Annotated in this window: 26 protein-coding genes; 16 read left to right on the top strand and 10 right to left on the bottom strand. The window is 66.4% G+C overall.

The features are described 5' to 3' along the window. Nucleotides 1-6 precede the first annotated feature (6 nt). From ACOCMM_RS19085 to groL, 9 genes are all read left to right on the top strand, one after another. The gene (locus ACOCMM_RS19085; RefSeq protein ID WP_419554709.1) at nt 7-375 is read left to right on the top strand and encodes a holo-ACP synthase; all 369 of its coding nucleotides are present in this window, start codon (nt 7-9) and stop codon (nt 373-375) included. A gap of 48 nt (nt 376-423) precedes the next feature. Continuing rightward, nucleotides 424-1,881 (top strand): NAD(P)H-hydrate dehydratase, encoded by a 1,458-nt coding sequence (locus ACOCMM_RS19080; RefSeq protein ID WP_419554708.1) that lies wholly within the window; start codon nt 424-426, stop codon nt 1,879-1,881. Continuing rightward, entirely contained in the window at nt 1,878-3,104 is a 1,227-nt protein-coding gene (gene alr / locus ACOCMM_RS19075) for an alanine racemase (protein ID WP_419554707.1), read from the top strand. Before ACOCMM_RS19080 ends, alr begins: the two co-directional genes overlap by 4 nt. Nucleotides 3,105-3,116: 12 nt before the next feature. Then, complete coding sequence (gene tsaE / locus ACOCMM_RS19070; protein WP_419554706.1) at nt 3,117-3,620, top strand: tRNA (adenosine(37)-N6)-threonylcarbamoyltransferase complex ATPase subunit type 1 TsaE; 504 nt, start codon at nt 3,117-3,119, stop codon at nt 3,618-3,620. After that, nucleotides 3,614-4,312, top strand: a complete 699-nt coding sequence (tsaB, locus tag ACOCMM_RS19065) for a tRNA (adenosine(37)-N6)-threonylcarbamoyltransferase complex dimerization subunit type 1 TsaB (RefSeq protein WP_419554705.1) — start codon at nt 3,614-3,616, stop codon at nt 4,310-4,312. Before tsaE ends, tsaB begins: the two co-directional genes overlap by 7 nt. Then, nucleotides 4,309-4,926: a ribosomal protein S18-alanine N-acetyltransferase gene (gene rimI, locus ACOCMM_RS19060; RefSeq protein ID WP_419554704.1), complete on the top strand. Its 618-nt coding sequence runs from the start codon at nt 4,309-4,311 to the stop codon at nt 4,924-4,926. Before tsaB ends, rimI begins: the two co-directional genes overlap by 4 nt. Next, the gene (gene tsaD, locus ACOCMM_RS19055; RefSeq protein WP_419554703.1) at nt 4,923-5,930 is read left to right on the top strand and encodes a tRNA (adenosine(37)-N6)-threonylcarbamoyltransferase complex transferase subunit TsaD; all 1,008 of its coding nucleotides are present in this window, start codon (nt 4,923-4,925) and stop codon (nt 5,928-5,930) included. Before rimI ends, tsaD begins: the two co-directional genes overlap by 4 nt. Before the next feature lie 157 nt (nt 5,931-6,087). Beyond that, on the top strand, nt 6,088-6,378 hold the full coding sequence (gene groES / locus ACOCMM_RS19050; protein WP_419554702.1) for a co-chaperone GroES: 291 nt from the start codon (nt 6,088-6,090) through the stop codon (nt 6,376-6,378). A 34-nt stretch (nt 6,379-6,412) separates the two neighbouring features. Further along, complete coding sequence (gene groL, locus ACOCMM_RS19045; RefSeq protein WP_419554701.1) at nt 6,413-8,068, top strand: chaperonin GroEL; 1,656 nt, start codon at nt 6,413-6,415, stop codon at nt 8,066-8,068. A gap of 113 nt (nt 8,069-8,181) precedes the next feature. Here the strand turns inward: groL and ACOCMM_RS19040 are convergent, their stop codons facing one another. Together ACOCMM_RS19040 and ACOCMM_RS19035 are read right to left on the bottom strand one after the other, a co-directional pair. After that, nucleotides 8,182-8,445 (bottom strand): hypothetical protein, encoded by a 264-nt coding sequence (locus tag ACOCMM_RS19040; RefSeq protein ID WP_419554700.1) that lies wholly within the window; start codon nt 8,443-8,445, stop codon nt 8,182-8,184. A gap of 57 nt (nt 8,446-8,502) precedes the next feature. Beyond that, nucleotides 8,503-9,036 carry a RelA/SpoT domain-containing protein gene (locus ACOCMM_RS19035; protein WP_419554699.1) on the bottom strand — a complete coding sequence of 178 codons (534 nt, stop codon included), beginning with the start codon at nt 9,034-9,036 and terminating at the stop codon, nt 8,503-8,505. A 352-nt stretch (nt 9,037-9,388) separates the two neighbouring features. On the opposite strand from ACOCMM_RS19035, the gene guaA reads away from it, so the two are divergent. Further along, nucleotides 9,389-10,966 carry a glutamine-hydrolyzing GMP synthase gene (guaA, locus tag ACOCMM_RS19030; protein WP_419554698.1) on the top strand — a complete coding sequence of 526 codons (1,578 nt, stop codon included), beginning with the start codon at nt 9,389-9,391 and terminating at the stop codon, nt 10,964-10,966. A gap of 66 nt (nt 10,967-11,032) precedes the next feature. Here the strand turns inward: guaA and ACOCMM_RS19025 are convergent, their stop codons facing one another. The 4 genes from ACOCMM_RS19025 to ACOCMM_RS19010 all read right to left on the bottom strand — a co-directional run bounded on the left by ACOCMM_RS19025 (nt 11,033) and on the right by ACOCMM_RS19010 (nt 14,871). Next, nucleotides 11,033-11,704 (bottom strand): helix-turn-helix domain-containing protein, encoded by a 672-nt coding sequence (locus ACOCMM_RS19025; protein WP_419554697.1) that lies wholly within the window; start codon nt 11,702-11,704, stop codon nt 11,033-11,035. Continuing rightward, nucleotides 11,701-13,200, bottom strand: coding sequence for an AAA family ATPase (locus tag ACOCMM_RS19020; protein ID WP_419554696.1), 1,500 nt, complete (start codon nt 13,198-13,200; stop codon nt 11,701-11,703). Before ACOCMM_RS19020 ends, ACOCMM_RS19025 begins: the two co-directional genes overlap by 4 nt. Nucleotides 13,201-13,267: 67 nt before the next feature. Continuing rightward, nucleotides 13,268-13,525 carry a hypothetical protein gene (locus ACOCMM_RS19015; RefSeq protein WP_419554695.1) on the bottom strand — a complete coding sequence of 86 codons (258 nt, stop codon included), beginning with the start codon at nt 13,523-13,525 and terminating at the stop codon, nt 13,268-13,270. 62 nt (nt 13,526-13,587) lie between these two features. Then, entirely contained in the window at nt 13,588-14,871 is a 1,284-nt protein-coding gene (locus tag ACOCMM_RS19010; RefSeq protein ID WP_419554694.1) for an ATP-binding protein, read from the bottom strand. Between the two features lie 417 nt (nt 14,872-15,288). Here ACOCMM_RS19010 and ACOCMM_RS19005 point away from each other — a divergent pair, with 417 nt between their 5' ends. The 3 genes from ACOCMM_RS19005 (at nt 15,289) to ACOCMM_RS18995 (ending at nt 20,798) form a co-directional block, all read left to right on the top strand. Continuing rightward, on the top strand, nt 15,289-16,932 hold the full coding sequence (locus ACOCMM_RS19005; RefSeq protein WP_419554693.1) for a thiamine pyrophosphate-dependent enzyme: 1,644 nt from the start codon (nt 15,289-15,291) through the stop codon (nt 16,930-16,932). Nucleotides 16,933-17,060: 128 nt separating this feature from the next. After that, nucleotides 17,061-18,281 (top strand): bifunctional glutamate N-acetyltransferase/amino-acid acetyltransferase ArgJ, encoded by a 1,221-nt coding sequence (gene argJ, locus ACOCMM_RS19000; protein WP_419554692.1) that lies wholly within the window; start codon nt 17,061-17,063, stop codon nt 18,279-18,281. A 150-nt stretch (nt 18,282-18,431) separates the two neighbouring features. After that, nucleotides 18,432-20,798, top strand: coding sequence for an ATP-dependent helicase (locus ACOCMM_RS18995; RefSeq protein WP_419554691.1), 2,367 nt, complete (start codon nt 18,432-18,434; stop codon nt 20,796-20,798). Nucleotides 20,799-20,831: 33 nt separating this feature from the next. On the opposite strand, the gene ACOCMM_RS18990 is transcribed toward ACOCMM_RS18995, so the two are convergent. Further along, nucleotides 20,832-20,957 (bottom strand): hypothetical protein, encoded by a 126-nt coding sequence (locus ACOCMM_RS18990; RefSeq protein WP_419554690.1) that lies wholly within the window; start codon nt 20,955-20,957, stop codon nt 20,832-20,834. A 113-nt stretch (nt 20,958-21,070) separates the two neighbouring features. Beyond that, nucleotides 21,071-21,556 (bottom strand): hypothetical protein, encoded by a 486-nt coding sequence (locus ACOCMM_RS18985; RefSeq protein WP_419554689.1) that lies wholly within the window; start codon nt 21,554-21,556, stop codon nt 21,071-21,073. A gap of 195 nt (nt 21,557-21,751) precedes the next feature. Between ACOCMM_RS18985 and sucC the strand changes: the two genes are divergently transcribed. Both sucC and sucD read left to right on the top strand, forming a co-directional pair. After that, entirely contained in the window at nt 21,752-22,900 is a 1,149-nt protein-coding gene (gene sucC / locus ACOCMM_RS18980) for an ADP-forming succinate--CoA ligase subunit beta (protein ID WP_419554688.1), read from the top strand. A gap of 86 nt (nt 22,901-22,986) precedes the next feature. Then, nucleotides 22,987-23,871, top strand: a complete 885-nt coding sequence (gene sucD / locus ACOCMM_RS18975; protein ID WP_419554687.1) for a succinate--CoA ligase subunit alpha — start codon at nt 22,987-22,989, stop codon at nt 23,869-23,871. Nucleotides 23,872-23,994: 123 nt separating this feature from the next. On the opposite strand, the gene ACOCMM_RS18970 is transcribed toward sucD, so the two are convergent. Continuing rightward, entirely contained in the window at nt 23,995-25,311 is a 1,317-nt protein-coding gene (locus ACOCMM_RS18970) for a glycosyltransferase (protein WP_419554686.1), read from the bottom strand. A 145-nt stretch (nt 25,312-25,456) separates the two neighbouring features. Between ACOCMM_RS18970 and ACOCMM_RS18965 the strand changes: the two genes are divergently transcribed. Continuing rightward, a complete protein-coding gene (locus ACOCMM_RS18965) occupies nt 25,457-25,621 on the top strand; it encodes a hypothetical protein (protein ID WP_419554685.1) in 165 nt (54 codons plus the stop codon). Nucleotides 25,622-25,625: 4 nt separating this feature from the next. Here the strand turns inward: ACOCMM_RS18965 and ACOCMM_RS18960 are convergent, their stop codons facing one another. Next, entirely contained in the window at nt 25,626-25,964 is a 339-nt protein-coding gene (locus ACOCMM_RS18960) for a hypothetical protein (RefSeq protein ID WP_419554684.1), read from the bottom strand. Nucleotides 25,965-26,071: the final 107 nt, after the last annotated feature.

Raw genomic sequence — 26,071 nt, 5'->3', positions numbered from 1 at the left:
GATCGGGTGAGCACCGCAATCGGGCTCGACATGGTGGACGTCCAGCGCTTCGCCGATGTGCTCGAGCGACGCAGCGGCATGCGCACCCGTCTGTTCACCGAAGCGGAGCTCTCCTACGCCATGGGAACGGTGGATCCCGACACCCGCCTCGCCGCTCGGTTTGCTGCGAAGGAGGCAGTCATGAAAGTGCTGGGCATCGGCTTGGGCGCTTGCCGCTTCCGCGACATCGAAGTGGCACGCCACCCCGGCGGCCGCCCCGAACTGGTGCTGCGGGGACTTGCGGCCGAGCGGGCGGCAGCCGCAGGACTGTCTGACTGGCAGGTCACGCTCACCCACACCGACTCGGTGGCAGCGGCCATGGTGCTGGCGCAATGAGCGAGCGCCGGTGTGCGGGCGGCTGCGAGCCGGCGGGCAGCTGACGCCATGATCCCGATCGTGACACCGGCCGAGATGGCCAAGATCGACGCGGCCGCGCCCGAGGGCACCGACGTGCTCGTTTCCCGCGCCGGCGCAGCCGTTGCCATCGAGGCCCGCCGGATGATGGGTGGCACGTACGGGCGCCGTGTCCTTGTGGCCGCCGGCAAGGGCAACAACGGGGCAGACGGTCGAGTGGCGGCAACGGCGCTGGAGCGATGGGGTGTTCGCTGTCGCATCGTGATGCCGACCGAGGCACTCGAGCTTGTCGCAGCGGCCAATGCTGCCCCAGGAGCCTCGGCGCCGTGGGACCTCGTGATCGATGCCGCGTACGGAACGGGCCTGCGCGGATCGTGGGGTGCGGATCGCCCGCCGCCTGTGCCCGTGCTGGCAGCCGACATCCCGTCGGGCATCGACGCGCTGACCGGTGAGGACTATGACTGCTGGCCGGCGACGTCGACCATCACGTTCGGGGCGTTCAAGCCAGGCTTGCTGCTGCATCCCGGTGCTGCAGCCGCCGGCGAGGTGCAGCTGGCTCCCATCGGCCTCGACACCAGCGGGGCAACGTCGTGGCTCGTCACCGACGCCGATGCCGACGCGGCGTTGCGGGGCCCGGAGCCGACAGCGCACAAGTGGCGCCGAGCCGTGCGAGTCATAGCGGGTTCGCCGCAGATGCGCGGCGCCGGCCATCTCGTGTGCGCAGCCGCCCAGCAAGCGGGCGCGGGCATGGTCGTCATCAGCTCGCCGGGCCTGCGCGCGGCCGACGTGGCTCGGCCTGCCGAGGCGGTCGCTCGCGACCTTCGACCTGGCAACTGGGCGGAAGCCTCACTCGAGGGCATCGAACGCTTCGACGCAGCCGTCATCGGTCCTGGCATCGGCACCGACCCCACAGCGTCGGCCCAGATAGCTCGCTTCATCTCCGAGTGCCCGGTGCCGTTGGTTGTCGATGCAGACGCCCTTTCGGCTGTTGGGGATCATCCCGAGTGCCTGGGTGCGCGAACTGCGCCTACCGTCCTCACGCCGCACGACGGGGAATTCGCCCGGCTCACTGGTGGCCCGCCCGCGGCTGACCGGTTCGATGCGGTGCGTCAAGCCGCTGGCGCGCTTGGCGTCATCGTGCTGCTGAAGGGGCCGACGACACTCGTGTCTGTGCCCCCGAGCGAATCCGGATCGTCGACTGTGCTGGCTGTCACGTCGGGCACCGAGCGTCTGGCCACCGCTGGCTCGGGAGACGTGCTCTCCGGCGTGATTGCCGCGGTGCTGTCGGGCGAGGTTGCGGGCCTCGATCTCGACAACATTTCAACAGGCGTTGCTGCGGCGGCGCACTGGCACGGCCGAACAGCCAGCATCGCGACTGTGGGGGGAGTCACCGGCTCGATGCCACTGCTTGCGAGCGCGCAGGTTGACCTGCTCGAAGCCGCCAGAGCCGAGTTGACCGACGCGTCGGCGGATCGCAAGCGTCCATGACCATCGACGCAATGGCCGACGCCGCCGACTTGCACCTGCCTCCAAGCGACGCATCACAGATGCGTCCCACCTGGTGCGATGTCGACCTCGACGCGCTTGAGCGCAACCTGGCCACGATCCGTCGACACGTCGGCAGCGCGGAGGTGGTGCCCGTCGTCAAGGCCAACGCCTATGGCCACGGCATCGCGCCAGTCGGGCTTGCGTTGCAGGGGGCCGGCGTGTCCTGCGTGGCCGTCGCGTACGTCGAGGAAGCGCTGGCGCTGCGCGCCGCAGGCGTCACCACCGACATTCATGTCCTCGGCGGCGCCGTCAAGCGGCAGATCCCGCTGTTCGTTACCCATGACCTGATCCTCACGGCACCGTCGGTGGAAAAGCTGCGCCAGATCGACGAAGCAGCTGCTGCCGCGGGCAGCACCGCCCGGGCGCATCTCAAGATCGACACCGGCATGGAGCGCATCGGCATCCACCACTACAACGCCGACCGCCTGATCGAGGCCTCACTGCGCTGTGACTCGGTGCGCATCGAAGGCGTGTTCAGCCACTTCGCCAACGCCGATGCCGCCGATCTCTCGGATGCCCGCACACAGCTGGATCGCTTCAGCGAAGCGGTGAGCTTCTACGAGCGCCGCTCGCTTCCGACCCCGATGCGCCACATGGCCGCCTCCGCAGCGATAGCCCGCTTGCCCGAAGCACATCTCGACCGCGTGCGCCCCGGCATCGCGCTGTACGGGGTCTCCCCGACGCCTGAGATTGCGGCCTCCTTGCCGACCGAACCCGTGATGTCATGGCACAGCGAGGTTGTCTACTTCAAGGTCGTGCCCGCCGGTGCGTCTGTCGGCTACGGCAGCACCTGGACTGCGCCCCAACAGACCCGGGTGATCACCCTGCCGGTGGGATATGCCGACGGCTACGCCCGCTCGCTCGGATCTGGATCGACGGGGGAGGGGGCAAGCGTGCTCGTCGACGGCGTCCCGCACCCTGTCGTCGGCCATGTCTGCATGGATCAGACGATGGTGAACATCGGCGATTCCAGCGCCTACAACGGCGATCGCGTCACCCTCGTGGGCACCCACGGCGACGAGCGCATCACCATCGCCGATCTTGCTCGATGGTCTGGCCGCAGCCCCTACGAAGTGCTCACAGGAATCTCATTGCGCGTCCCCCGCGTCTACCGCCGCACAGATGCCCCCCAATGCGGTCTCGTCACCGGCGAGGCGCGCTAAACAAGCTCCATTATGCGGTTCCGGACGACGAGCGCCGAAGCGACGCGGGAGATCGCCGCAGCGCTCGAGCCGTTGCTGCGCCCCGGCGACGTGGTGCTGCTCTCAGGCGACCTCGGGGCCGGCAAGACCGTCTTCACCCAGGGGCTGGCAGCAGCCCTGGGAGTCGCCGAGCAGGTCACCAGCCCCACCTTCACCTTGGCACAGAGCTTCCAGGGACGGATGCGGCTGCATCACCTCGACGTCTACCGGCTTGACAATCTCGGCGAAGTGCTCGACTTGGACCTGCCCGAGCTGCTCGACGACGACGCCGTGGTGTGCGTGGAATGGGGCGAGGTCGTCATTCCTGAGTTGCCGCGAGATTTTCTGCGCGTACGGATCAGTCTCGCGAGTCCTAGAGAGCACCCGGACATCCGCATGTTCGACGTCGACACTGTCGGTCCCAGTTGGCAGGCACGCGCCAGCGCGCTCGCCGAGGCGTGGAACATGCACGGCCCCTCGGGAGTCGAGACGTGTTAGTGCTCGGCATCGAGACTGCGACGCCCCAGGTCGGCGTGGCCATCGGCGGGCACGAGGGCATCATCGCCTCGTTCCACACCACCCGCGACCGGCGCCACGCAGAGACGCTCGTCCCGGCGATCCAGTTCCTGTGCGAACAGGCACAGATGAAGCTGTCCCAGCTGGGCCTTGTAGCGGTGGACATCGGCCCGGGCCTGTTCACCGGCCTGCGGGTGGGGCTGGCCACGGCGAAGGCCATCGCGCACGCCTGCCGGATCCCGATGATCGGCGTTTCCAGTCTCGACCTCACCGCGTTCCCGGCACGGTTCAGCGATCGGCTGATCGTCTCGACGGTGGACGCCCGCCGCGGTGAGATCTTCTACGCCACCTACCGGCGCGCACCCGGCGGCATCCAGCTCCTGAGTCCTCCGGCAGTCGACCAGCCCGCCGACGTTGCAGGACAACTGATGGCACTCGGCCAGGAGACCCTGATCGTCGGCGATGGCGCCGAGCGCTACGCGGACGAGCTCGGTGCGGTGAGAGGCGCCGAGATCGGCCGGGAAGGCCTGCGCCATCCGAATGCCGGTGCACTGGTGGAGCTGGCGCACGCCCGGGCGCTGCGCGAGGAGTTCGTCAGCCCGTCGGAGATCGTGCCGCTGTACCTGCGTTCTCCTGACGCCCGCATCAACTGGCAGCAGCGGGAGCGTTCGTGAGCATCCGTTCCGCGCCGAACGCTCCAGCCCGAGCCGCTGGGGGAGCGGCCGCCGCCCAACGAGTGCTCATCTGCCCGATGAGCCGCAAGCACCTGCGCGACATCAGGCGCATCGACCAGTTGGTGTACCCGCGGCCCTGGTCGATGTCGCTCTATCTCGATGAGCTGCGCCACGAGGGCGACCGGGTGTACCGCGTGGCCGCCACGGTCGGACCGGGTGGTCGCTCTACCGGAGTCGTCGGCTACGGCGGCTTCATGATCGTCGCCGGCGAGGGACACATCACCTCGGTGGCCGTCCATCCCGAGTGCCAGGGCAGCGGCGTGGGTGCGCGGCTGCTGCTGGAACTGCATCAACAAGCACGCCGCATCAACGGGCTGGAGGCGTTGACGCTGGAGGTGCGGGTGTCGAACGCTGCGGCGCAACGGCTGTACCGCCGGTTCGGCTATGCGCCCGTCGGAACGCGCTCGGACTACTACCGGGACGGACCCGACGGCAGGCGTGAGGATGCCCTGGTGATGTGGTGCCACGACATCGACAGCGCAGAGCACGGCCATCGCCTTGACGCCATCGCGGCCAGTCTGGGTGTCACGACGTCAGGGGCACAGCCGCAATGACGACCATCTTGGGCATCGAGACGTCCTGCGACGAGACGGCTGCAGCAGTCGTCGACGATGGCCGCGAAGTGCGTTCGAGCATCGTCAGCAGCCAGGTGGACCTGCACGCCCGCTACGGCGGCGTCGTGCCCGAGATCGCCGGGCGCGCCCACGAAGCGCTCATCACCCCGGTGGTGGCCGAAGCGCTGGTGGAAGCCGGCGCGGCCGACAGCGACATCGACGCCGTGGCGGCCACCTGCGGCCCCGGCCTCATCGGCAGCCTGCTCGTGGGTGTAGCCGCCGCCAAGGCGCTGGCGCTCGTGTGGGATGTCCCCTACATCGGCATCAATCACCACGAGGCGCACCTGTACGCAGCATTGCTCGACGAACACGACGCCGAGGTCCAGTTCCCGCTTGTCACCCTGCTCGTCTCGGGCGGGCACACGATGCTGGTCACGTTCGAAGGCCACGGGCGCTACCGCCTGCTGGGCGCAACCCGCGACGACGCAGCCGGAGAAGCCTTCGACAAAGTCGCCCGCTACCTCGGGCTGGGCTATCCGGGCGGTCCTGCCATCGACCGTTTGGCAACCGACGGAGACCCCACTGCGGTTCCGCTGACGAGAGCCATGCTGGACGACGGCTACGAGTTCTCGTTCTCGGGCATCAAGACGGCGGTCATCAACTGGGTGCGAGCGCACCCGGAGGTCGACACCGCCGACGTTGCGGCATCGTTCCAGGCCTGCGTGGTCGACGTTCTGACTCACAAGGCTCGGCGGGCAGCTCGCGATGTGGGTGCCGCGGGCATCTGCCTGGCCGGAGGCGTGGCGGCCAACAGCGCTCTGCGCGAACGCACGCTCGACATCTGCATGGAAGACGGCCTCAACGCTTACCTGCCCAGCCGTGCGATGTGCACTGACAACGCAGCGATGATCGCCGCGACCGCCTGGTATCGACTGGCCAGCGACGGCCCGTCAGCCCTCGACAGCGGCGCCGATCCAAACCTGCGGATCGACTTCGGGGACTGAGCAGCGGCACCGCCTTCAGACCCATTGAAATCGGGTGTCTGGGAGGTTGCGGCCCGTTCCTTGGGCTCGTATCGTTAGCACTCGCCCGGTGAGAGTGCTAAGTGCTGCCGGGCAGTCCAATTGGACCCGTCATGAGCCACAGGAGGCACATCCGACCATGAACCTGAAGCCACTTGAGGACCGAATCGTCGTGCGTCCCAGCGACGCTGAAGAGACCACCGCCAGCGGGCTCGTCATCCCCGACACCGCCAAGGAAAAGCCGCAGCAGGGCGAGGTACTTGCGGTCGGCCCCGGCAAGCGTTCCGACCATTCGGGCGAGATCATCCAGATGGACGTCGGCGTCGGCGACACCGTCGTCTACAGCAAGTACGGCGGCACCGAGATCACCGTGGCCGGCGAGGACCTGCTCATCCTGAGCGCTCGCGACGTCCTGGCCGTCGTCGCCTAACTCATTACGCGACGACAAGAAAGAGAACCGACACATGCCGAAGATTCTGAAGTTCAGCGAGGAGGCCCGCCGCGGCCTCGAAGCTGGTGTCAACAAGCTGGCTGACGCTGTCAAGGTGACGCTGGGCCCCAACGGCCGCAACGTCGTGCTCGAGAAGTCGTTCGGGGCGCCGACGATCACCAATGACGGCGTGAGCATCGCCCGTGAGATCGAGCTCAGCGACCCGTTCGAGAACATGGGTGCTCAGCTGGTGAAGGAGGTCGCCACCAAGACCAACGACGTCGCTGGCGACGGCACGACCACCGCGACGGTGCTGGCCCATGCAATGGTGCGCGAGGGCTTGCGCAACGTGGCAGCTGGCGCCAACCCGATGGAGCTCAAGCGGGGCATCGAGGCCGCTGTTGCTGCAGCCGTCGACTCCATGGGGGCCATGGCCATCGACGTGTCCGATGACAAGGACAAGATCGCCAGCGTGGCTGGCATCTCGTCTGCGGACAGCACGATTGGCGAGACGCTCGCCGAGGCTTTCGACAGGGTCGGCAAGGACGGCGTCATCTCGGTCGAGGAATCCAACACGTTCGGCGTAGACCTCGAATTCACCGAGGGCATGCAGTTCGACAAGGGCTTCCTGTCGCCCTACTTCGTGACCGATCCCGACCGTCAGGAGGCCGTCTTCGAAGATCCCTACCTGCTGTTCGTGAACGGCAAGATCGGCTCGGTGACCGAGCTGGTCCCCGTGCTCGAGAAGGTGATGCAGGCAGGAAAGGGCCTTGTGATCATCGCCGAGGATGTCGAGGGCGAAGCGCTGGCAACGCTGGTGGTCAACAAGATCCGCGGCACGTTCTCATCGGCGGCGATAAAGGCCCCCGGCTTCGGCGAGCGCCGTAAGGCGATGCTGGCCGACATGGCCATCCTCACCGGCGGTGAAGTCATCTCTGAGGAGGTGGGCCTGAAGCTGGAGAACACCACGGTTGACCTGCTCGGCACCGCACGCAAGGTGATCATCACCAAGGACGAAACCACCATCGTGGACGGCGGCGGCGAGTCCGGCGACGTCGAGGGTCGTGTGACCCAGATCAAGCGCGAGATCGACGACACCGACTCCGATTGGGATCGCGAGAAGCTGCAGGAACGGCTGGCGAAGCTGGCTGGCGGCGTGGCGGTGATCCAGGTCGGCGCGGCCACCGAGGTCGAACTCAAGGAAAAGAAGCACCGCATCGAGGACGCCGTGTCGGCGACCCGTGCCGCCATCGAAGAAGGCATCGTGCCTGGTGGCGGCACCGTGCTGCTGCGGGCTCGTGCCGCTGTCACAGCGCTGGACCTCGATGGCGATGAAGCCACCGGGGCCCGCATGGTGCACCGGGCACTCGAAAGCCCCAGCCGCCAGATTGCGCAGAATGCCGGCTACGAGGGCGCCGTGATCGTCCAGCAGATCGAGCAGGCCGATGGCAACACGGGCTTCAATGCCGAATCCGGCAAGTTCGAAGACCTGGTTGCCGCCGGTGTGATCGACCCGGCGAAGGTGGTCCGTGCGGCGCTGCAGAACGCGGCGTCGATCGCGGCCCTGCTGCTCACGACCGAGACGCTGGTGACCGACAAGCCCGAGGAGGCTGACCCCGCAGCCGCTGCTGCCGCTGCTGCTGCCATGGGTGGCATGGGTGGTATGGGCGGCATGGGCGGGATGATGTAGCTCCCGCTGCAGCTCCTTACAACTCACGCACAGGGCCGGCGAACTCGTCGGCCCTGTGTCATTTCTGGCGTTCCGCAGGGACTCGCGGTTGAAGCTGGCGACTCTTGGCAGCTCTATCGGACTAGATCCAGGAGTTCGTCGAGCGGCTGGTCGTCGAAGTAGTTCGGATGTGTGACTCGAATGGCTTCCTCAGAGTCAGCGCCGAGCAGGACAACCTCCACTCGTGGATAGTGTTCGTACTCCCGCTCCATCTCGCCGTATGCCACGACTGCGCGAGCACCATCGCTCAAGCGTTGCATCCGGATTCTCTGCCGGGTGTCGTGGTCATAGGCGATCAAGAAGTGGATCGTCCTGCTTCGGCGTGGGACGGCAGTCATGCGCGCAGCGTAACCGGCCGCGGGAGGCCGGGGATTTCGTGATCGAATGTCGCATCCTCAACGACGTACATCGCGCTCAAACAACTGCTCTAGTGCGCCTGCTAGGCCAACGAGGTTCTGATCCTGGCCCGCGAGCGAGTGACCGCTGACATCCCGCAGCGCATAGAGCCCGCCAAGTTCTCGTAGCAGTTCATGGTGCTCGAACGGTCCGTCACCACTCTTGTAGTCGATCCCGGTTCGGCTCGTCAGATCCTCAAGCAAGCGCGCCCAGCGGTGTTGCCATGGCGTCCGCAGTTGCACCTCGATTCGTCGTCCCCGATAACGAGTATGGATGTGGACTGCTCGGTACCCGGAACTGCGGGGCGTAGCTACGTAGTCACGAACGCGGTCGTCCTCTCTGTTGCGGCGGCGGCTGTTAGCGACGAATCGACGCTCGACATGCCGGATTGCTTCCAGAGTCGGCAAGACTGCTCGACAGCCGCCTATGTCTTGCATGCGTGACAGCCGCATGGTCGGCTCCCGCCGAAGTTTGTCTCGAATCGTGCCGCTCCGCTTGAGTCTCTGAGTGATCTGGATTTGGCCTCCGATCACGTATCCCTCGGCTGCGACGCATGGCTGGATGCTCCGAGACTGCGATTTTCCGCACTCTTCACGAATGTCGGCAGTGCCGGCGGACGCCCAGCGACGGATCGACAAAGAAGCGCTTCGGGGCCTGCCGGAGTGGCACTCGGGACATCAAGCGGGCCTGCCAAGCCGGCGTACGCTCGGTCAATCAACAATATGGCGTTCAATCGATCAACAGATTGGCGACAATCGAATCAGCGAAACAGCGTGACGGCCCAGTCCCAGTTGGAGTCGCAGACTCGGAGGTGCGGGACCCGGGGAGAGGGCAGCGATACCCTCGTTGTTTTCCCGAACTTGGCGCAGCTGCGGCGCCGGACCTATGCCCCCACACCCGCCGGCGGCCGGCTCGGTCGCCCATCCAACGGTCCTCGTGGTGGATTTCGGCGCGCAATATGCCCAGCTGATTGCTCGGCGCGTCCGTGAAGCGCAGGTCTATTCGGAGATCGTTCCCCATTCGGCGAGCGCGGCTGAGCTCGCTGAGCGCTCGCCTGCGGCGATCATTTTCAGCGGCGGGCCGGCATCGGTACACGTCGACGGCGCACCTGGTATTGACCTCGGCGTCTACGAGCTCGGCATTCCGATCCTGGGCATCTGCTACGGATCGCAGCTGCTGGCACGTGACCTCGGCGGCACGGTGGACCGCAGCGGTCGGGGCGAGTACGGGCGCACGACGCTCAGCCGCACCGACACTGCTTCGGAACTGCTGGACCGCTCGTCGGGCCGGCCAACGACGGCTGAACCCGTTTGGATGTCGCATTTCGATGCGGTCACGGAGCCGCCTGAGGGCTTCGTGGTAACCGCCGTGACACCCGACAGTCCCGCCGCCGTGATCGAAGACTTCCAGCGGCGCTTCTACGGCGTGCAATATCACCCCGAAGTCGCGCACACCCCCAGCGGCCAAACCCAGCTGGAACGGTTCTTGCACGAGATCTGCCAGATCAACTCCGAGTGGACGATGACGAACGTCATCACCGAAAGCGTCGAGGCCATCCGGGCCCAAGTCGGGGAGGCGCGGGCCATCTGCGGGCTGTCGGGCGGGGTGGACAGCGCCGTGGCTGCTGCGCTGACACAGCGGGCCGTCGGCAGCCAGCTCACCTGCGTGTTCGTGGACACTGGGCTGATGCGTGCCGGCGAGGGCGACCAGGTCACCGACACGTTCCGGCGCACGCAGGGCATCGAGCTGATCCATGAACGGGCCGCCGACGAGTTCTTCGAGGCGTTGGCGGGCGTGACCGATCCTGAGGACAAGCGCAAGATTATCGGCGAGAAGTTCGTGCGCATCTTCGAACGCGCCGCCGGCGGCATCACCGATGCCCGCTTCCTGGTGCAGGGGACGCTGTATCCCGACGTGATCGAATCAGGCTCGCCCACTGCGGCCAAGATCAAGAGCCACCACAACGTGGGCGGGTTGCCAGAGGACATGACCTTCGAGCTGGTCGAACCGCTTCGGAACCTGTTCAAGGACGAGGTACGGGCCGTTGGTGCCGAACTCGGCCTGCCGCCCGAGATCGTGCAGCGCCAGCCGTTTCCGGGGCCGGGTCTCGGCGTGAGGATTGTCGGCGAGGTCACACCCGAGGCTGTCGAGACGGTGCGGGCCGCAGACGTCATCGTGCGCGAGGAGATCGCCAATGCCGGTCTCGCCGGCGAGGTGTGGCAGGCGTTCGCCGTTCTGGCCGACATCCGCAGCGTCGGCGTGATGGGCGACGAGCGCACGTATGCCAAACCCATCATCGTGCGAGCGGTCACCAGCGAGGACGCCATGACCGCCGACTGGGCCCGCCTGCCCCACGACCTGCTCGAAACCATCTCGTCGCGGATCGTCAACGAGGTGCCCGGCGTGAACCGGGTCGTCTACGACATCACCTCCAAGCCCCCCGGCACCATCGAATGGGAATAGGCACCAACGCTGGTGTGGGCAGAGGGATGGGCGTTCGAATGGCCCGAAACCGACAGGAATTATGAGTCACCACTGGAGGCCTCGCAGCTCTACAAAGTAATGCTTGCCGTCTGCGGAGGGATAGTGGTCGTGCACGCAGACGCCCTCGCAGTCAGGCTCGGTTCCTGCGCTGTTCGCTCCGATGAGCGCCTGCGCTGCCTGCGCAAGCTCAACCAACAGCAATTGGTAGCGATGGTCCGTCCACTCGGCGTAGAACCCTTGCGGCGATACCCCGAAGTTGGCGTAGAACCGCTCATCCCACTCACCCTGTGAACGGAAGTAGTCCAATATGGCTTTGCGTCCTCGTGTCGTGTCCAGATAACGCACAGCACACTCGCCGAGCGTGTAATGCAGATTGTCCTCGTGCTTGTCCTCGACGTTGTTCAGATCATTGAATCGCACATCATCCAAAGCGCACTCAGCACCTGGCTCGCCGCCGTACCCGTGTCCGAACAGATCAGCGAACCACTCAGCCACCGCATGGACGCGCAAACGCATCTCGGCGTCACGGTCATGCACAAGGAGACGCAGATCGGTTTCGAGCGCATCCGCGGTCCGCTGCAAGGTGCGTGCAGTCGGACTGGTCGAACCGCGCTCGATGCGGCTGATGTCCGCTTGGCTCATGTCGCCACGCTCAGCCGGCTGCGCCTGGGTCAGACCGTGCGTGTTGCGCAGTTCCCTGAGCCGCGCGTGGTTCAATCGCCTTCGTAGAGACGGTGCAGGTCGATGAGCTCGACGTCGGGACGCGTCGTAGCGGTGCTGACGAGGTCGTTGCTGAAGCCGTCGAGCGAGAACAGCAAGCGTTTCGCGTCGGGGGCGAGCACTACGCCACGCCGGCGGGTGAGCAGGTCGGCGAGGCGGTCCAGGCGAGCCAGGTCGTCGGTATTCAGCCGGCGGGCTTTGGCTTCTCCGAGCAACTGGATTGACGTGGTGCCGTCGTTGCGATCACCCGATCGTCGAGCGACGACATCGAGCTGGAACGATTGGCGGCTGCGAGGGTCGTCTACCTGCAGTGAGGCAGAGCGGTCAGTGCCACCGCCGAGCGTCTCCGCCGACGCGTAGCGATCGGTCCACACGCGGCAGATCGCCTCGAAATGAGGCCCGACGATCCCCGAGCGATAGGTCGCCGAGGCCTCTGACCACACTCGGGGGGCCATGCGGTCCTCCAGGCGGGCACGGTGGCGACGGTTGATGAGATGGTGGAAGCAGACGATCGGGTCGGCCACCCGGTAGGTCGGCCGGCGCGCCCGCAACAGGTCGTCTTGGCGGGTCACGAACCCGGCGGTGGTCATGACGGTCATGTGATGTCCGATGTCGGTCGAAGTTCTCCCGAGCGCCTCCGCGATCCGCACCGGCGCTGTGCGACCGTCCGCAATCGCGCCGAGCAGTGAGTAGTAAACGGCTTCGTCGGTGACGCGAGGGTCCTCACGCAGCAGGTAGTTGTCCTCGCGGAACAGGGCATGGGAGGGGTTGAGCACGGTGGCGCACAGCCACTCGGGCACGTCGTCGAGGCGCGTCGGCGTGCCCGCATCAGCGGTGAGATCCTTGTATCCGGCGGCGCCGCCCACCACCGAATCGACGGTGAAGGCCACAGCCGGGTCGTCGATGTCCCAGAAGCCGCGGGCCACGCGGTAGTCGAACGCCGCCAGCGGCAGGTCCAGCACGGCCCGGCCCCGCAGGGCCGATGTGCCGCTGAGGATGCGTGTCATCACCGACATCGCCGAGCCGCACAAGACGATGCTCACCGGTGCCGTCCAACCGTCAGTCAACGTGCCGCCCGCAGCCTCATCCATCAGGGCCTGCACGGTGGTATCCATCTCCCCGCAGGTCTGCTGCAGGTACGGGTACTCATCGATGACCAGCACCTGCGGCGTCGTGCCGTTCGTGCCCAGCAGGGTCACCGCCTGAGTCAGCGCATCGCCCCAATCGCGAACTGGTGCCGCAGGTACCCACCGCTGCTGCCGACCGAGACTGGCTGCAAACCGGTCCAGCGCAGAGCGGCGTTCCTCCCGCAGTGCCAAGTGGTACACCCCGCCGACGGCTTCCACCAGCCGCCGCAGCAGGTAACTCTTGCCGAATCGACGACGGCCGTACACGATGCCCAAGCGCAGTGCCGCGTGCTGCGGGGATGCGAACCGGATCAGGTCGGTCCATTCGGCCTCCCGGTCGAACAAGCTGTCCGGCTTCGCCGCCATCGTCACTCGCATCCGCCCGTGTTGCTGATTGCAGTTATTGTAATTGGAGTTAGTATAACTCAAGTTCCTATAAATACGCACTTCGCTCCGAGATGAGTCGACGCAGAATCGTGGATACAGGCGAATGCAGGGTGTCGGGACCAGGTCTGCTGAACACCGCTGCGGCACTCAGCACGGCGTATGCCACCAACGCGCCGGTGCTGAAGCGCTGCCCTTGCTTGCCGATGCACTCGGCACCACGCAGGCTGAGCGTTCGCAGTGGCGCGCCGAGTTCGAGCATGCCCGGGCTGATGCGTGCGGGCGAGGGCGACCAGGTCATTGACACGTTCCGGCGCACCTAGGGCATCGAGCTGATCCATGAACGGGCCGCTGACGAGTTCTTCGAGCTCAGGTGGTCCAGAGCGACGAGATCGGCCACATGCTGAGCCGGTCTCCGAGGCTGGAATGGTGTTCGCCCATGTGCAGCAGCACGCCTCCGGTGAAGGTGTCCGGCGCAGTGTCGTCGAGCCGGTCTCGAAGCCATCGGAGGTGGTCTGCGGCCCGTGGCGAGGGCGAACTGCTGGCCTTGACCTCCACCGCGACGATGGAGCCGTCGGGCCGTTCGAGTATCAGGTCAACCTCATGGCGGGCATCTCGGAAGTGCCACAGGCTGATGCGGCTCGCCGAACTTGAGGCTTGGCGGGCAATCTCGGCCACCACGAATGACTCGGTCAGCGGACCGAGTGCTCGCGACGTCGGTACGAGCAACGCATCGGGATCGACACCGAGCAGGTGGGCAGCGAGGCCGGTGTCGGAGATATGGAGCTTGGGTCGCCGGACGGCCCGTGCAGACAGGTTCCGTGGCCACGCTGGCAGTTCGTGAATGAAGAACACCGTGCGGAGCCACTCGAGGTAGGCGACCACGGTGGGCTGGCTGATGCCGAGTCGCCTCGATGCCTCGGCGACGATGAGCTCCTGCGACGTCTGGGCCGCAGTCCATCGAAGCAGCGGATACAGCGCTGTGGCCCGCCGGATGTCGGCGAGCGCTGTGATGTCGCGCTCGACGACTGCCTCGATATAGCTCTCGAACCAGCCGGATCGAAGCCGGTCTGGCAGTCGGAGAACCTCGGGATAGCCACCGGCGCAAATCAGGCTGGTGTAGTCACGGCGGGTCGGCGGAGGCGCCGCGCCGTGCTGGGTGGGCACGCGGGTGGCGCCGGCCCGCTCCATCCACGCGTCGAGCGGCGGAGTCGCGGTTTGGGCGCACTCGGCTTGCGATAGCGGCGAGAGTCGTAGCAGGCGAGCCCGTCCCGCGAGTGATTCGCTGATGGTCGGAACGGTGAGGAAGTGCGAAGAGCCGGTCAGCAAGTAGCGGCCCGGTGTCTGATCGGCATCGACGAGGCGCTTGACCGCCTTGACCAGCCGGTCGCCGGCGACTTGGATCTCATCGACGGCCAGCGGCATCGGCCAGCCCTCTAACAGCGCGATCGGGTCGTCGAGCGCCGATCGCAGGATCTGCGGATCTTCGAGCGTGAGGTAGGTACCGCCTGCGCGTTGTGCCGCTCGCTGCGCCAGTGTCGTCTTGCCCGATTGACGCGCTCCGTGGAGGACGACGACCCGGAATCCTGTGAGCGCGTCATCGACATGGACGCTGAGATGACGGGCGATGTGGGCGACCGCTTCCGTCTCCATGCAGCAAGGCTAGCGTTAAATTGAATTTTGCATGTCTGCTATTGAGAATGTTGCACGCACACTACGTGGACGTCTGCACACGACCGGGCTAACGATCAGGCTCCCATCATTCTCTCCGGTCCGGCTCAGGCGAGTGCCAATTGAAAGTCGAGTTCTCCTCAGCCACTTTCCGCCATGACGGCACGAGGCTGGTTGAGCGGGATCTGTCGGGTCGGCTGCGCGAGGCCACAGCGCCACCTCAATGCCCGAGGGGGTCTGACGGCTTCAGTCTGGCGCCGCAACCGGCGCTCGTCGAAGCGCCCGATCCATCAATCCCAATGAGCACCGATGATCTGAACCTGAGACTCGGGCCGGGGTTGGCTGTCTGAGGCCGGAACAGCGGCGTCGGGTACGGTCGCCTCGGTCCGGAGGGGATCCATGGCGAACACGGTTGCGAGCTTGACGGTCGAGTCGCTCATCGCGAACGGCTTCACCGACTTGTACTGCCTGCCGGGGGTGCAGAACGACCCGTTCTTCAATGCGCTGTACGACCGCCGCGACGCCGTGGCACCGATCCAAACGCGGCACGAGCAGGGCGCGGCCTACATGGCGCTCGGCGCGGCGCTGGCAACAGGCGAGCCCCAGGCATTCTGCGTGGTGCCGGGGCCAGGTCTGCTGAACACCGCTGCGGCACTCAGCACGGCGTATGCCACCAACGCGCCGGTGCTGGGGTTGGTCAGCGAGATTGCGACTGCGTCGATCGGTCAGGGTTACGGCGCCCTGCACGAACTGCCCGATCAGTTCGGCGTGCTGCAGCGGCTCACCCGCCACGCCGAGCGCATCAGCGACGGTGCGGGCGCCCCCGCTGTGCTGCAGCGCGCCATGACCGCCCTGCGCTCGGGGCGGCGAGGGCCGGTCGGTGTGGAGGTTCCGACCGACATCTGGAACGCGACAGTCGAATCCGCACCCGGTGATCTCGTTGCCCCGGTGCGCCCAGGCCCGGAGCCCGACCAAGCAGCCGTCGTCGAGGCGGCGCAGCTCATGGCCGTCGCAGAGCGGCCGATGATCGTCGTGGGCGGTGGCGCACAGGAGTGCTCGGAGCACGTCACCCGACTCGCCGAGCGGCTGTCTGCGCCGGTCGTCGCCTTCCGAAGCGGGCGCGGTGTGGTGTCCTCGGATCACCCGCTGAGCATCACCACGCCGACCGCCTACCAGCTCTGGCCGCGGGTCGACGTGGTGATCGGGCTGGGCACCCGGATGGCCATGCAGCAGTCGGTGTGGGGCGTCGACGACGAACTCAAGATCGTCCACATCGATATCGATACCGATGAGATCGGCCGCTTCGGACCTCCGACGGTGGGCATCCATGCCGATCTCGCCGACGCGCTGCCTTTGCTCTCGGAAGCGCTCGGTACCACGCAGGCCGAGCGTTCGGAGTGGCGCGCCGACCTCGAGCATGCTCGGGCTGGTGCCGAAGCCGCCACCGCCGCGGCGCTCGCGCCCCAATATGGCTGGCTCGGTGCCATCCGGGCCGAATTGCCGCCCGAGGGGATCTTCGTCGACGAGATGACCCAGTGCGGCTATGTGTCCTGGCTCGGGTTCGACGTGTACCGACCGAGGACGTTCCTCAGTGCGGGGTACCAGGGGACGCTGGGTTACGGATTCGCCACGGCGCTGGGGGCAGCACATGCCCGGCGCGACGTGCCGGTGCTGTCGATCGTCGGCGACGGTGGAGCCCTGTTCACCATCAACGAGCTGGCGACCGCGGTGCACCACCGGATCCCGCTGACGACGATCGTGTTCAACGACCATGCCTACGGCAACGTTCGCCGGATCCAGCGGGAGCGCTTCGATGGCCGGGTCATCGCCAGCGATCTCACGAGCCCGGACTTCGTGAAGCTGGCGGATTCCTTCGGCGTCAGGGGCATGCGGGCGAGCACGCCCGACGAATTGCGCCCGTGCCTGCGCGAAGCGTTGAGCTCCGATGAGCCGACCGTGATCGAGGTGCCCTTCGGCGAGGTGCCCTTCCCGTGGCCGCACATCATGCGACCACGGATCCGCGGCCAGCAGCCAGACGGATAGAGCCGATGCCGTTCAACATCAGCTTCTACCAAGACCAGTGAATTGGAAGAGGCTCTCAGCACAACCGCAACTACCTTGGCCCCACAGCCGCGGCCGAGTCGCGGAAAAGCATGCGATGAGGGTTGATCATGACTTCAACAGGGGCCGGAAATGCGGCTGCATCGGTGGACTTGCCGGCTGGCTTCGCCTGCCATGCTGGCAATGTCGGCATGAAGGACGAGTCAGACGACGTGATGGTCTTGGCGGCTGATCGGGTGTCGGCCGCAGCAGGCGTGTTCACCAAGAGCCTGTTCGCCGCGTCGAGTGTGAGGCTGAGCCAGATCAACGTTGCCGATGGGCAGGCACAGGCAGTCGTGGTGGTGTCGAAGAACGCCAACGTGGCAACCGGCGAACAGGGTGAGCGGGACACGGCGAACCTCGCGCAGCGGGTCGCAGAACTGGTGGGTTGCGCGCCCGACCAAGTCTTGGTGGGCTCCACCGGCGTGATCGGCGTGCCTTACCCCGAAGGCGCCGTGGACAAGTACTTCGACCGACTGGCGGAGGAGCCCTCGCAGGCTCTCAATTCCCGGGACGCTACGGCTGCGGCGACTGCGATCATGACCACTGACACGCATCCCAAGACGGCGAGTGCAACGGTCCCGTCTGGCGGTGGCGAAGCCACCGTGGTCGGCATCGCAAAGGGCTCGGGAATGATCGAGCCTGACATGGCCACGATGATCTCGGTGATCACTACCGACGCCGAAATCGCGCCCGACCGGCTCGACGTCGTGCTACGCCGGGTCTGCGATGTGACCTTCAACGCGCTCAGCGTGGACACCGACACCTCCACCAACGACATGGTGGTGATGCTGGCGAATGGAGCGGCTGGCGCGGTTGACGAGGCTGAGCTGGAGTCCGCGCTCGGTGCGGTCAGCCTGGACCTGACGCGTCAACTGGCCTTCGACGGCGAGGGTGCCGAGACTCTCATCGTGGTGACGGCGAACGGCGCCCGTGACGATGCGCAGGCCAAGCGTGTCGCCAAGGCGATCGTGAACTCCCCACTGGTAAAGACCGCCGTGCACGGCCGTGACCCCAATTGGGGCCGGGTCGCGATGGCGATCGGCAAGTGCAGTGACGAGACCGACATCGACCCGGATCGCGTCAGGATTCGCTTTGGCGACCAAGAGGTGTACCCCACGCTCGCAACACCCGAAGCGCTCGCCGAGCTCGAGGCCTATCTGGCATCCGACGAGGTGCTGATCTCGGTGGACTTGGGCATCCAGACGTCGGACGTGGGCGGCTCGTTCACCGTCTACGGCTGCGATCTCACCGACCAGTACGTCCGCATCAACGCCGACTACACAACGTGAAACAACTCGTATGAGCCAACTTGTGCCGGCCCGAGGGCACCGCCGCATCAATATCGTCCTCCGCTCGTATGGACAGTTCGCCCGCATCGCAGTTCGCCCGCATCGCAGTTCGCCCGCATCGCAGTTCGCCCGCATGAACCATTCGCACGCATGAGCACAGACGACGACCCGATCCTTGCGCCGCTGAACGCCGGCCAGCGAGCCGCGGTGCTGCACGGCGAGGGTCCGGCCTTGGTAGTGGCAGGGGCAGGCTCAGGCAAGACCCGGGTGCTCTCTCACCGCATCGCACACCTCGTGCACCACCGCGGCACTCACCCGTTCGGACTTCTGGCGATCACGTTCACCAACAAGGCCGCGCAGGAGATGCGGAACCGCATCGGCAGTCTCATCGGCCCTGTCGCCGAGCGGATGTGGATCTCTACATTCCACAGCGCGTGCGCCCGCATCCTGCGCAGCCACGCCGAAGTGCTCGGCTACCCCCGCACGTACAGCATCTACGACCAGGCCGATGCACGGCGCCTCACCCGCTACGTCGTGCGAGACCTCGATCTGGACCCCAAGCGCTTCGCCGACCGAGCTGTGCACGCGGCGATCTCGACCATGAAGAACCGCCTGATCTCGCCCGTGCAGGCCGCCGAGCTGGCCGAGACGCCCGATGGGGGCGGTCCCCACGCCAAGGCGATCGGCCGCATCTACTCGGAGTACCAGAAACGGCTGCAACGAGCCGGCGCCATGGACTTCGACGACCTGCTGATGATCGGTGTCGAGCTACTGCGGACGCATCCCGAAATAGCCGAGGAGTACCAGCAGCGCTTCGAACACATCCTCGTCGACGAGTACCAGGACACCAACTTGGCGCAGGTGCGCCTGGTCGGATTGCTTTCGGGTCCGCCGCGCAACGTTTTCGTCGTCGGCGACTCGGACCAGTCCATCTACGCCTTCCGGGGCGCGGACATCACCAACATCCTTGAGTTCGGCAGCGAGTTCGCCAACGGCTCGACGTACGTGCTCGACCAGAACTACCGCTCCAGCCAGTCCATCCTCGATGCGGCCAACGCGGTCATCCGCAACAACATGGGCCGGCCGGCCAAGAACCTGTGGACCGATCGGGAAGGTGGGGCACGGCCCATTCGATACCGCGGCGCGGATGAGGTCGACGAAGCCCGCTTTGTGTGCTCAGAGATTCGGCGGATGCATGGAGCGGGCAGCATTGACTGGAGCGACGCTGCGGTGTTCTACCGCTCGAATGCGCAAGCCCGGGTCATCGAGGAAGAGCTGGTCGCCAACGATGTGCCGTACCAGATCATCGGTGGCACTCGCTTCTACGACCGACGCGAGATCAAGGATGCGCTGGCGTTCTTGCGCGCGGCAGTGAATCCGGCCGACGAGGTGTCGCTCAAGCGCGTCGTGAACCTGCCGACTCGAGGCGTCGGAGATCGCAGCATCGCCAGGCTCGACGCGCTGGCTGCACGTGAGGGCGTGTCACTGGCCGAGGTGTTCGATCGCCTCGACGAAGCCGGCGTGCGAGGCGCGGCCCGCGGCGGACTGCTGCGCTTCCGTGAACTGCTGGACCGCGCCGCCGCATGCGTGCCCGACGGACCCGCAGCTGTGCTGGAGTCGGTGCTGGAAGGCTCGGGCTACCTGCAGGAACTGGTGGACGAAGGAACCATCGAAGCCGAAGGCCGCCGGGAGAACCTCGAAGAGCTCGTTGGCAGCGCCGCCGATTTCGAGTCGTGCGACGAGTTCTTGGAGCAGGTGTCGCTGGTCAGCGACGTCGACGAGATGACCGACGCCTCCCAGGTCGCGCTCATGACCCTGCATGCCGCCAAAGGGCTCGAATTCGACGTGGTGTTCGTGACTGGCTTCGAGGACGGCGTGTTTCCGCACTCTCGATCGATGACCGAGCCAGACGATCTTGAGGAAGAGCGCCGGCTGGCCTACGTCGGGATCACACGTGCCCGCAAGCGGCTCTACCTCACGCACGCATGGAGCCGCATGCTGCACGGTCAAACCAGCTACAACCCGCCCAGCCGGTTCCTCGGAGAGATCCCCGAGTCGTTGCTCGATGACCGCTCGCCCGACGTCGGGCGTCTCGGCAGCTCGTGGCGACCGGCGACGAGCGACTGGGGCGCCAATCGCGGTGCTGGCGTGCATAGCGGCAGCGGAACTGGCCCTGCCAGCGAGTACAGCCAGCTCGGCGAAGCGGAGTTCGCCGCTCGGGGTCAGCGACGAGCAGATCCTGCGCGCCATGACGACAGCGCGGCCAAAGGCCGCGAGTCTCGCCGTGAAAAGGCCCGTCGCCGGGTCGCTGCCCGGCAGGGGGAGCCCAAGCCGGCACCGAAGGCCGATCTCGGCTACGGCGTCGGCGACGATGTGGTGCACGACCGCTTCGGTGCCGGTGTCGTCCAGGAGGTGCGGCCTGACGGCGACGACTGGGAGGTCACTGTCCACTTCGCCGACGTCGGCACCAAGACCCTCGTCGCCAGCTTCGCCGACCTCCGCCGCCTCCGCTCCTGACCGGCGGCGATGCTGTCGCCGCGCAAGCCCGGCTCAGGTGAGCGCGTTCGCCGCCAGTAGTACCCAGGTGGTCAGCGTGCATGCAGCCATGGTCAGCCTGAGCGTGCGTGCTTGCTTGGCGAGAGCCTTGCTGATGGCCGTGTCGTCGTCGCTCGACATTCGCTCCTCAAGACCCTGTGGGCTGGCCTTGAGCAGGCAGATGTCGTCCTTGGCAGCGACGTGACCTGTGCTCGTTGGGGAGGGTGCACATCGTGGGCGTGTTGGCGGGCCGCTCAGCTCAGACCCGTTGTCAAGACGGTGACCCAAATGGTGATCATGAAGCCCGCCATCGTGAACATCTGTGTCCGATTCTGTGACACGACCGTCCGCGTCAGTTCGGCGAAATCGGTCTTGGACTCCGCGCGCAACCGTTCTCCCAGTGCGCGGATGTCGGCCTTGGTACCTGCTTCCAGTGCGCGGATGTCGGCCTTGGTACCTGCTTCCAGTGCGCGGATGTCGGCCTTGGTGGCTGCTTGCAGTGCGCGGATGTCGGCCTTGGTGGCTGCTTGCAGTGCGCGGATGTCGGCCTTGGTGGCTGCTTGCAGTGCGTGCAGGTCGGCTTTGGTGGCTGCTTGCAGTGCGTGCAGGTCGGCTTTGGTGGCCACTTGGTCTGCGCCGTCGGGGAGGATGCACTTCATGAGCGTGTTGGCGGGCTGCTCGCCTAGCGTGTTGATGAGCTGCTGCACCATGGCGGTGCGCTCGATCTCGTCGATCGCCATTGGATCTCCTTCAGGGTAGTTCGTTCGGAGCGGGTGCCGGATCACAAGGAGGCGCACCGCATCTGTTGCTGCGGGTGAACCTAGATACGGCGCTCATCGCGCTCCAAGCGCTTTCTTGCGACCCGTGGCGGACACACCGGACCGGCTCTCCGGCTGGCCCGGTATCTCACAGCGCTGGCTCCTATGCTCCCCGCCGTGGACCTCTTCGAGTATCAGGGCAAGCAGTTCTTCAAGAGCTATGACATGCCGGTATCCGACGGCGAAGTTGCCTTCAGCGTCGACGAAGCAGTAGCCGCTGCGCAGCGCCTGGGTACGCCGGTGATGGTCAAGGCGCAGGTGCACACGGGCGGTCGTGGCAAGGCGGGCGGCGTGAAGTTCGCCGCCACTGTCGACGACGCGCGCACGCACGCCGGCAACATCCTGGGGCTCGACATCAACGGCCACATCGTGCGGCGGCTGTGGATCGAACAGGCGTCCGACATCTCCGAGGAGTACTACGCCAGCTTTACGCTGGACCGCTCGGCCAAGAAGCACCTCGGGATGCTGTCCGCCGAGGGCGGTGTGGAGATCGAGACCGTTGCGGTCGAGAACCCCGACGCCATCAGCAAGGTGTTGGTGGATCCTGCCGAGGGACTCACCGCGCAGGCCGCCCGGGCCTGGGTGGAGGGTGCCAACCTCAACCCAGTCGTCACCGATCAGGCCGTCGAGATCCTGCAAAAGCTCTATGTCGCCTACACCGAGGGCGACGCCGACCTCGTCGAGATCAACCCGCTCATCCTCACGCCCGACAACCGGATCCACGTCCTGGACGCCAAGGTCACGCTGGATGCGAACGCGGTGTTCCGCCATCCGGACTATGCCCAGTACGACGAGACGCAGCCGCGCGACGAACGCGAGGAAGCCGCGCACGCCAAGGGCCTGCAGTACGTCGGCCTGGCCGGAAGCGTCGGCGTGATCGCCAATGGCGCCGGACTGGCCATGAGCACCGTCGACGTCGTGAACCAGGTGGGCGGGCGCCCCGCCAACTTTCTGGACATCGGCGGCGGTGCGAATGCTCAGGTGATGGCCAACGCACTCGAGGTGATCAACAACGACCCCGACGTGCGAGCCATCTTCATCAACATCTTCGGCGGCATCACCCGCGGCGAGGAAGTGGCCAACGGGATCATCGGGGCGCTCGAGGCCGTTGACATCGAGGCGCCGATCGTGCTGCGCCTCGACGGCACCAACGCCGCAGAGGGTCGCGAGATCCTCGCCCCCTATCTCAACGAGAAGCTGATGATGGAACCCACCATGCTCGACGCTGCCCGTCGAGCCGTCGCGCTGGCCGCGGCTGCGAGCTGAACGGGAGCTTCAGATGAGCATCCCCCGAAGGGCAATTCGTGCAGATCATCGTGATGCAGTCGCGGCAGCCGTGACAGGAGCGTGACGTGAGCATCTTCGTCGACAAAGACACCAAGGTCGTCTACCAGGGCCTCACGGGCTCCCAGGGGCGCTACTACGGCATGCTGAACCGCGACTACGGCACGAACGTCGTGGCGGGTACCAATCCTCGCAAGGCCGGCACCGACGTCGAAGGTGTGCCGGTGTTCGCCAACTGCACCGAAGCGGTCGCAGCGACCGGCGCCAATGCCTCGTGCATCTTCATTCCCGCGCCTCGCGTACTCGATGCCGTGCTCGATGCCGCCGAGGCAGGCATCAGCTTCGTCGCCTGCATCACCGAGGGCGTTCCGGCGCACGATGAGGCCCGCTTCTTCAACATGCTGCGGCGCGACTACCCCGGGGTCCGGCTGCTGGGGCCGAACTGTCCAGGCATCATCACGCCGGGGGAGTGCAACATCGGCATCACTGCGGGCCACATCGCCAAGCCGGGCGGCCCAGTCGGCATCGTCAGCCGGTCGGGCACGCTGACCTACCAGGCGCTGTACGAGCTGCAGCAAAAGGACATCGGCGTCACCACCTGCGTGGGCATCGGCGGCGACCCCGTGCCGGGCACGTCGTTCATTGATTGCCTCGAAGCCTTTGAGGCCGATCCTGAAACCAAGGCCGTCATGATGATCGGCGAGATCGGCGGCTCGGCCGAGGAAGAAGCCGCCGAGTTCATCAAGAACCACATGACCAAGCCGGTGTCGAGTTACATCGCCGGGGTGACTGCGCCTCCGGGCAAGAAGATGGGCCACGCTGGCGCAATCGTCTCGGGGGGCAAGGGGACTGCTGCGGCGAAGATGGATGCGCTGCGCGACGCCGGCGTGCGTGTCGGGCTGAACCCCACGGAGGCCGGCGAGCTCATGGCCGAAATCGTCGCCGAGCTGTAGCGCTGGCGCTTCCCGGGGCCAGCGGGACCGCCTCCCTGCGCAGGGGGATCCAGCAGGTCCCAACAGCGCAGGCTGGCGGTCCCGCCGACCCCTTGCTCCGTCGGATCCTTCGCCGATCGACTGCTACTTCGCGCTGAGTTCGGCGTAGAGGTCCAAAAGCGCCGCCGCGTGGGCCTGCGGACCGAATGGTGCCAGCACATCGGTACGTGCAGCGAAGGTCACAGCGTCGTTCGAGTGCAGCGCTGTGGCGAGTGCTTCGGCCAGCGCGCGGGCGTCGTCGGGCCGGACCAGGTAGCCGTTGGTGCCGTCGGTGATGAATTGCGGCGCGGCGCCGACCCTGGTTGCGACGACCGTACGGCTCGCTGCGAGGGCCTCGGCGACCACCATGCCGAAGCCTTCACGCCGGCTCGGCACGCACACCAGGCGGGCTCGCCGGTACCACTCGCCGATCTCCGCTGGGGCGACTGCTCCGGCGAACTGAACGGTCACGCCGCGGCGCATGGCCAGTGCTGCGAGCAGCGTCCGGTCGGGGCCGTCGCCGACGATGACCACTTCGGGTCGTTCCGCTGGAGGCATCAGCGCCACGGCCTCGATGAGCACGTCGAAGCCCTTTTCGGCCATCAGTCGCCCGACGGCGACGACGGGTCCGTCGGGGGGCGTGGGCGTCGGCGATCCGAGTCGGTCGGCGCCCACGGGCATGGACACGATCCGCAGCAGCGGGCCGGGGCGCCGACCTTCAGGCTCAGCACTCGGCGGCGGGTGCAGACCGCCACGATGCGGCACGAGTGACGCAGCCCAGTCGCGCAAGTCCTCTGACACGGTCACTACGGCACCGGACCGGCGAAGCACCCGGCGGGCAAGCCAGCGGTGCACTGCGTTGGTGGTGACCGCGGCATCGGAACCGTGGACCTGCACGACGCTGGCCACGTGGCGCCCGGCCGCCATGGCGGCAGCAACAGCCACGAGCCCGCAGGGGAACCACCAGTGGCCGTGGATGACCGGCCCGCTGTGCGTTGGGCTGACCCGACGGGCTGAGTCGCTTGCAGCAGCACTCGGGCGCCGCCGGGCCTGGCGAACAGCGGTCAACGTCAACCGGGCAATCATCGGGATAACCCACAGCGCCGACAGCCCGGAGAACACCCGGTAGCTCTCGCCGAGCGCTACGCGGGCCTCGACCCGCGCAGGAGCGAACCGAACCCGGCACACCTCGACGCCGCCCATCTCGTGGCGGCGCGGGGCGTCCGGATGAGCCGGGCACACGACGGTGACCTCGGCTCCAGCCTCCGCAAGCGCCCGTGCGTGATCGGCGAGGAACGGCTTGTGATGATCGTCGAGCGAGGTCGGAAACCCCGGGGTCACCAGCACGGCGCGCACTTGCGCAGTCTCGCAGCATGTCGGTTCTCGAACGATCCCGTCAGCATCGACAGTCAGAACCGCCACGCAGCTCAATCGGGAACTGCCTGCTCGGTTTCGGCCACGAGCCACTGCGTGATGTGCCGGCTGGGGCTCTCAGCTATCTGAAACATACTGGAAATTAATGAAAATGAAAAAAAATATATGTAGAAGGAGTGCTAGAGTTGTCCCGATGGCTAGAAACGGGCGTAACGAGCGGCGCCGCCGTACCGCGCAGACAGGCGACGCCCGCGCGATTCTGGAGTCGTGGCTGCCGACCGGCCCCGCTGACGTCTCAGGCCTGCTCGCCGACCAGCCGATTGAGCTTGCAGCGCCGGGAGCAAGCCCGCTCGACTGATTCGCTAGTTCGGGATTCCCGCCTTAGGGATCATGAATGCCCACCACGCGAGTTGCACAGGCAAGGACGCCAGGGCGGCGTAACGCACGACGCGGACACGCATGCGCCACCCGATGACGGCGATCGTCGCCATGGAGATGAGCGCGACGGACCAAGCGGCGATCCGGTTCGGCGGGTGTGGATCGTCCCAATCCCCAATGAGGCCCATCCACACCACTACAAACGACCACCACCACACGAAAGCGCTCCAGAGCGCCCACGCCGTGAGCCTGCCGAACTTCGACCACCCGCCGAGTTCCTGAGGCGGCACGTTCGCAGGTGGTGCTGCAGGCAGGGGACGCACATGATCAGTCTCGCGGCGAAGTGTTCGTCGGTTGCGTCATGCTCTAGCGGGTGACCTCTCGAGGCCTCAGTACGCTCAGCGAGATGCTGGTGGGGGGCCATGCGGAT

It is taken from the genome of Candidatus Poriferisodalis sp. (assembly GCF_965198245.1).
GTDB lineage: Bacteria > Actinomycetota > Acidimicrobiia > Acidimicrobiales > Poriferisodalaceae > Poriferisodalis.
The sequence above is the reverse complement of the archived record's forward strand: the minus strand, read 5'-3'. Positions and strand labels throughout refer to the sequence as shown.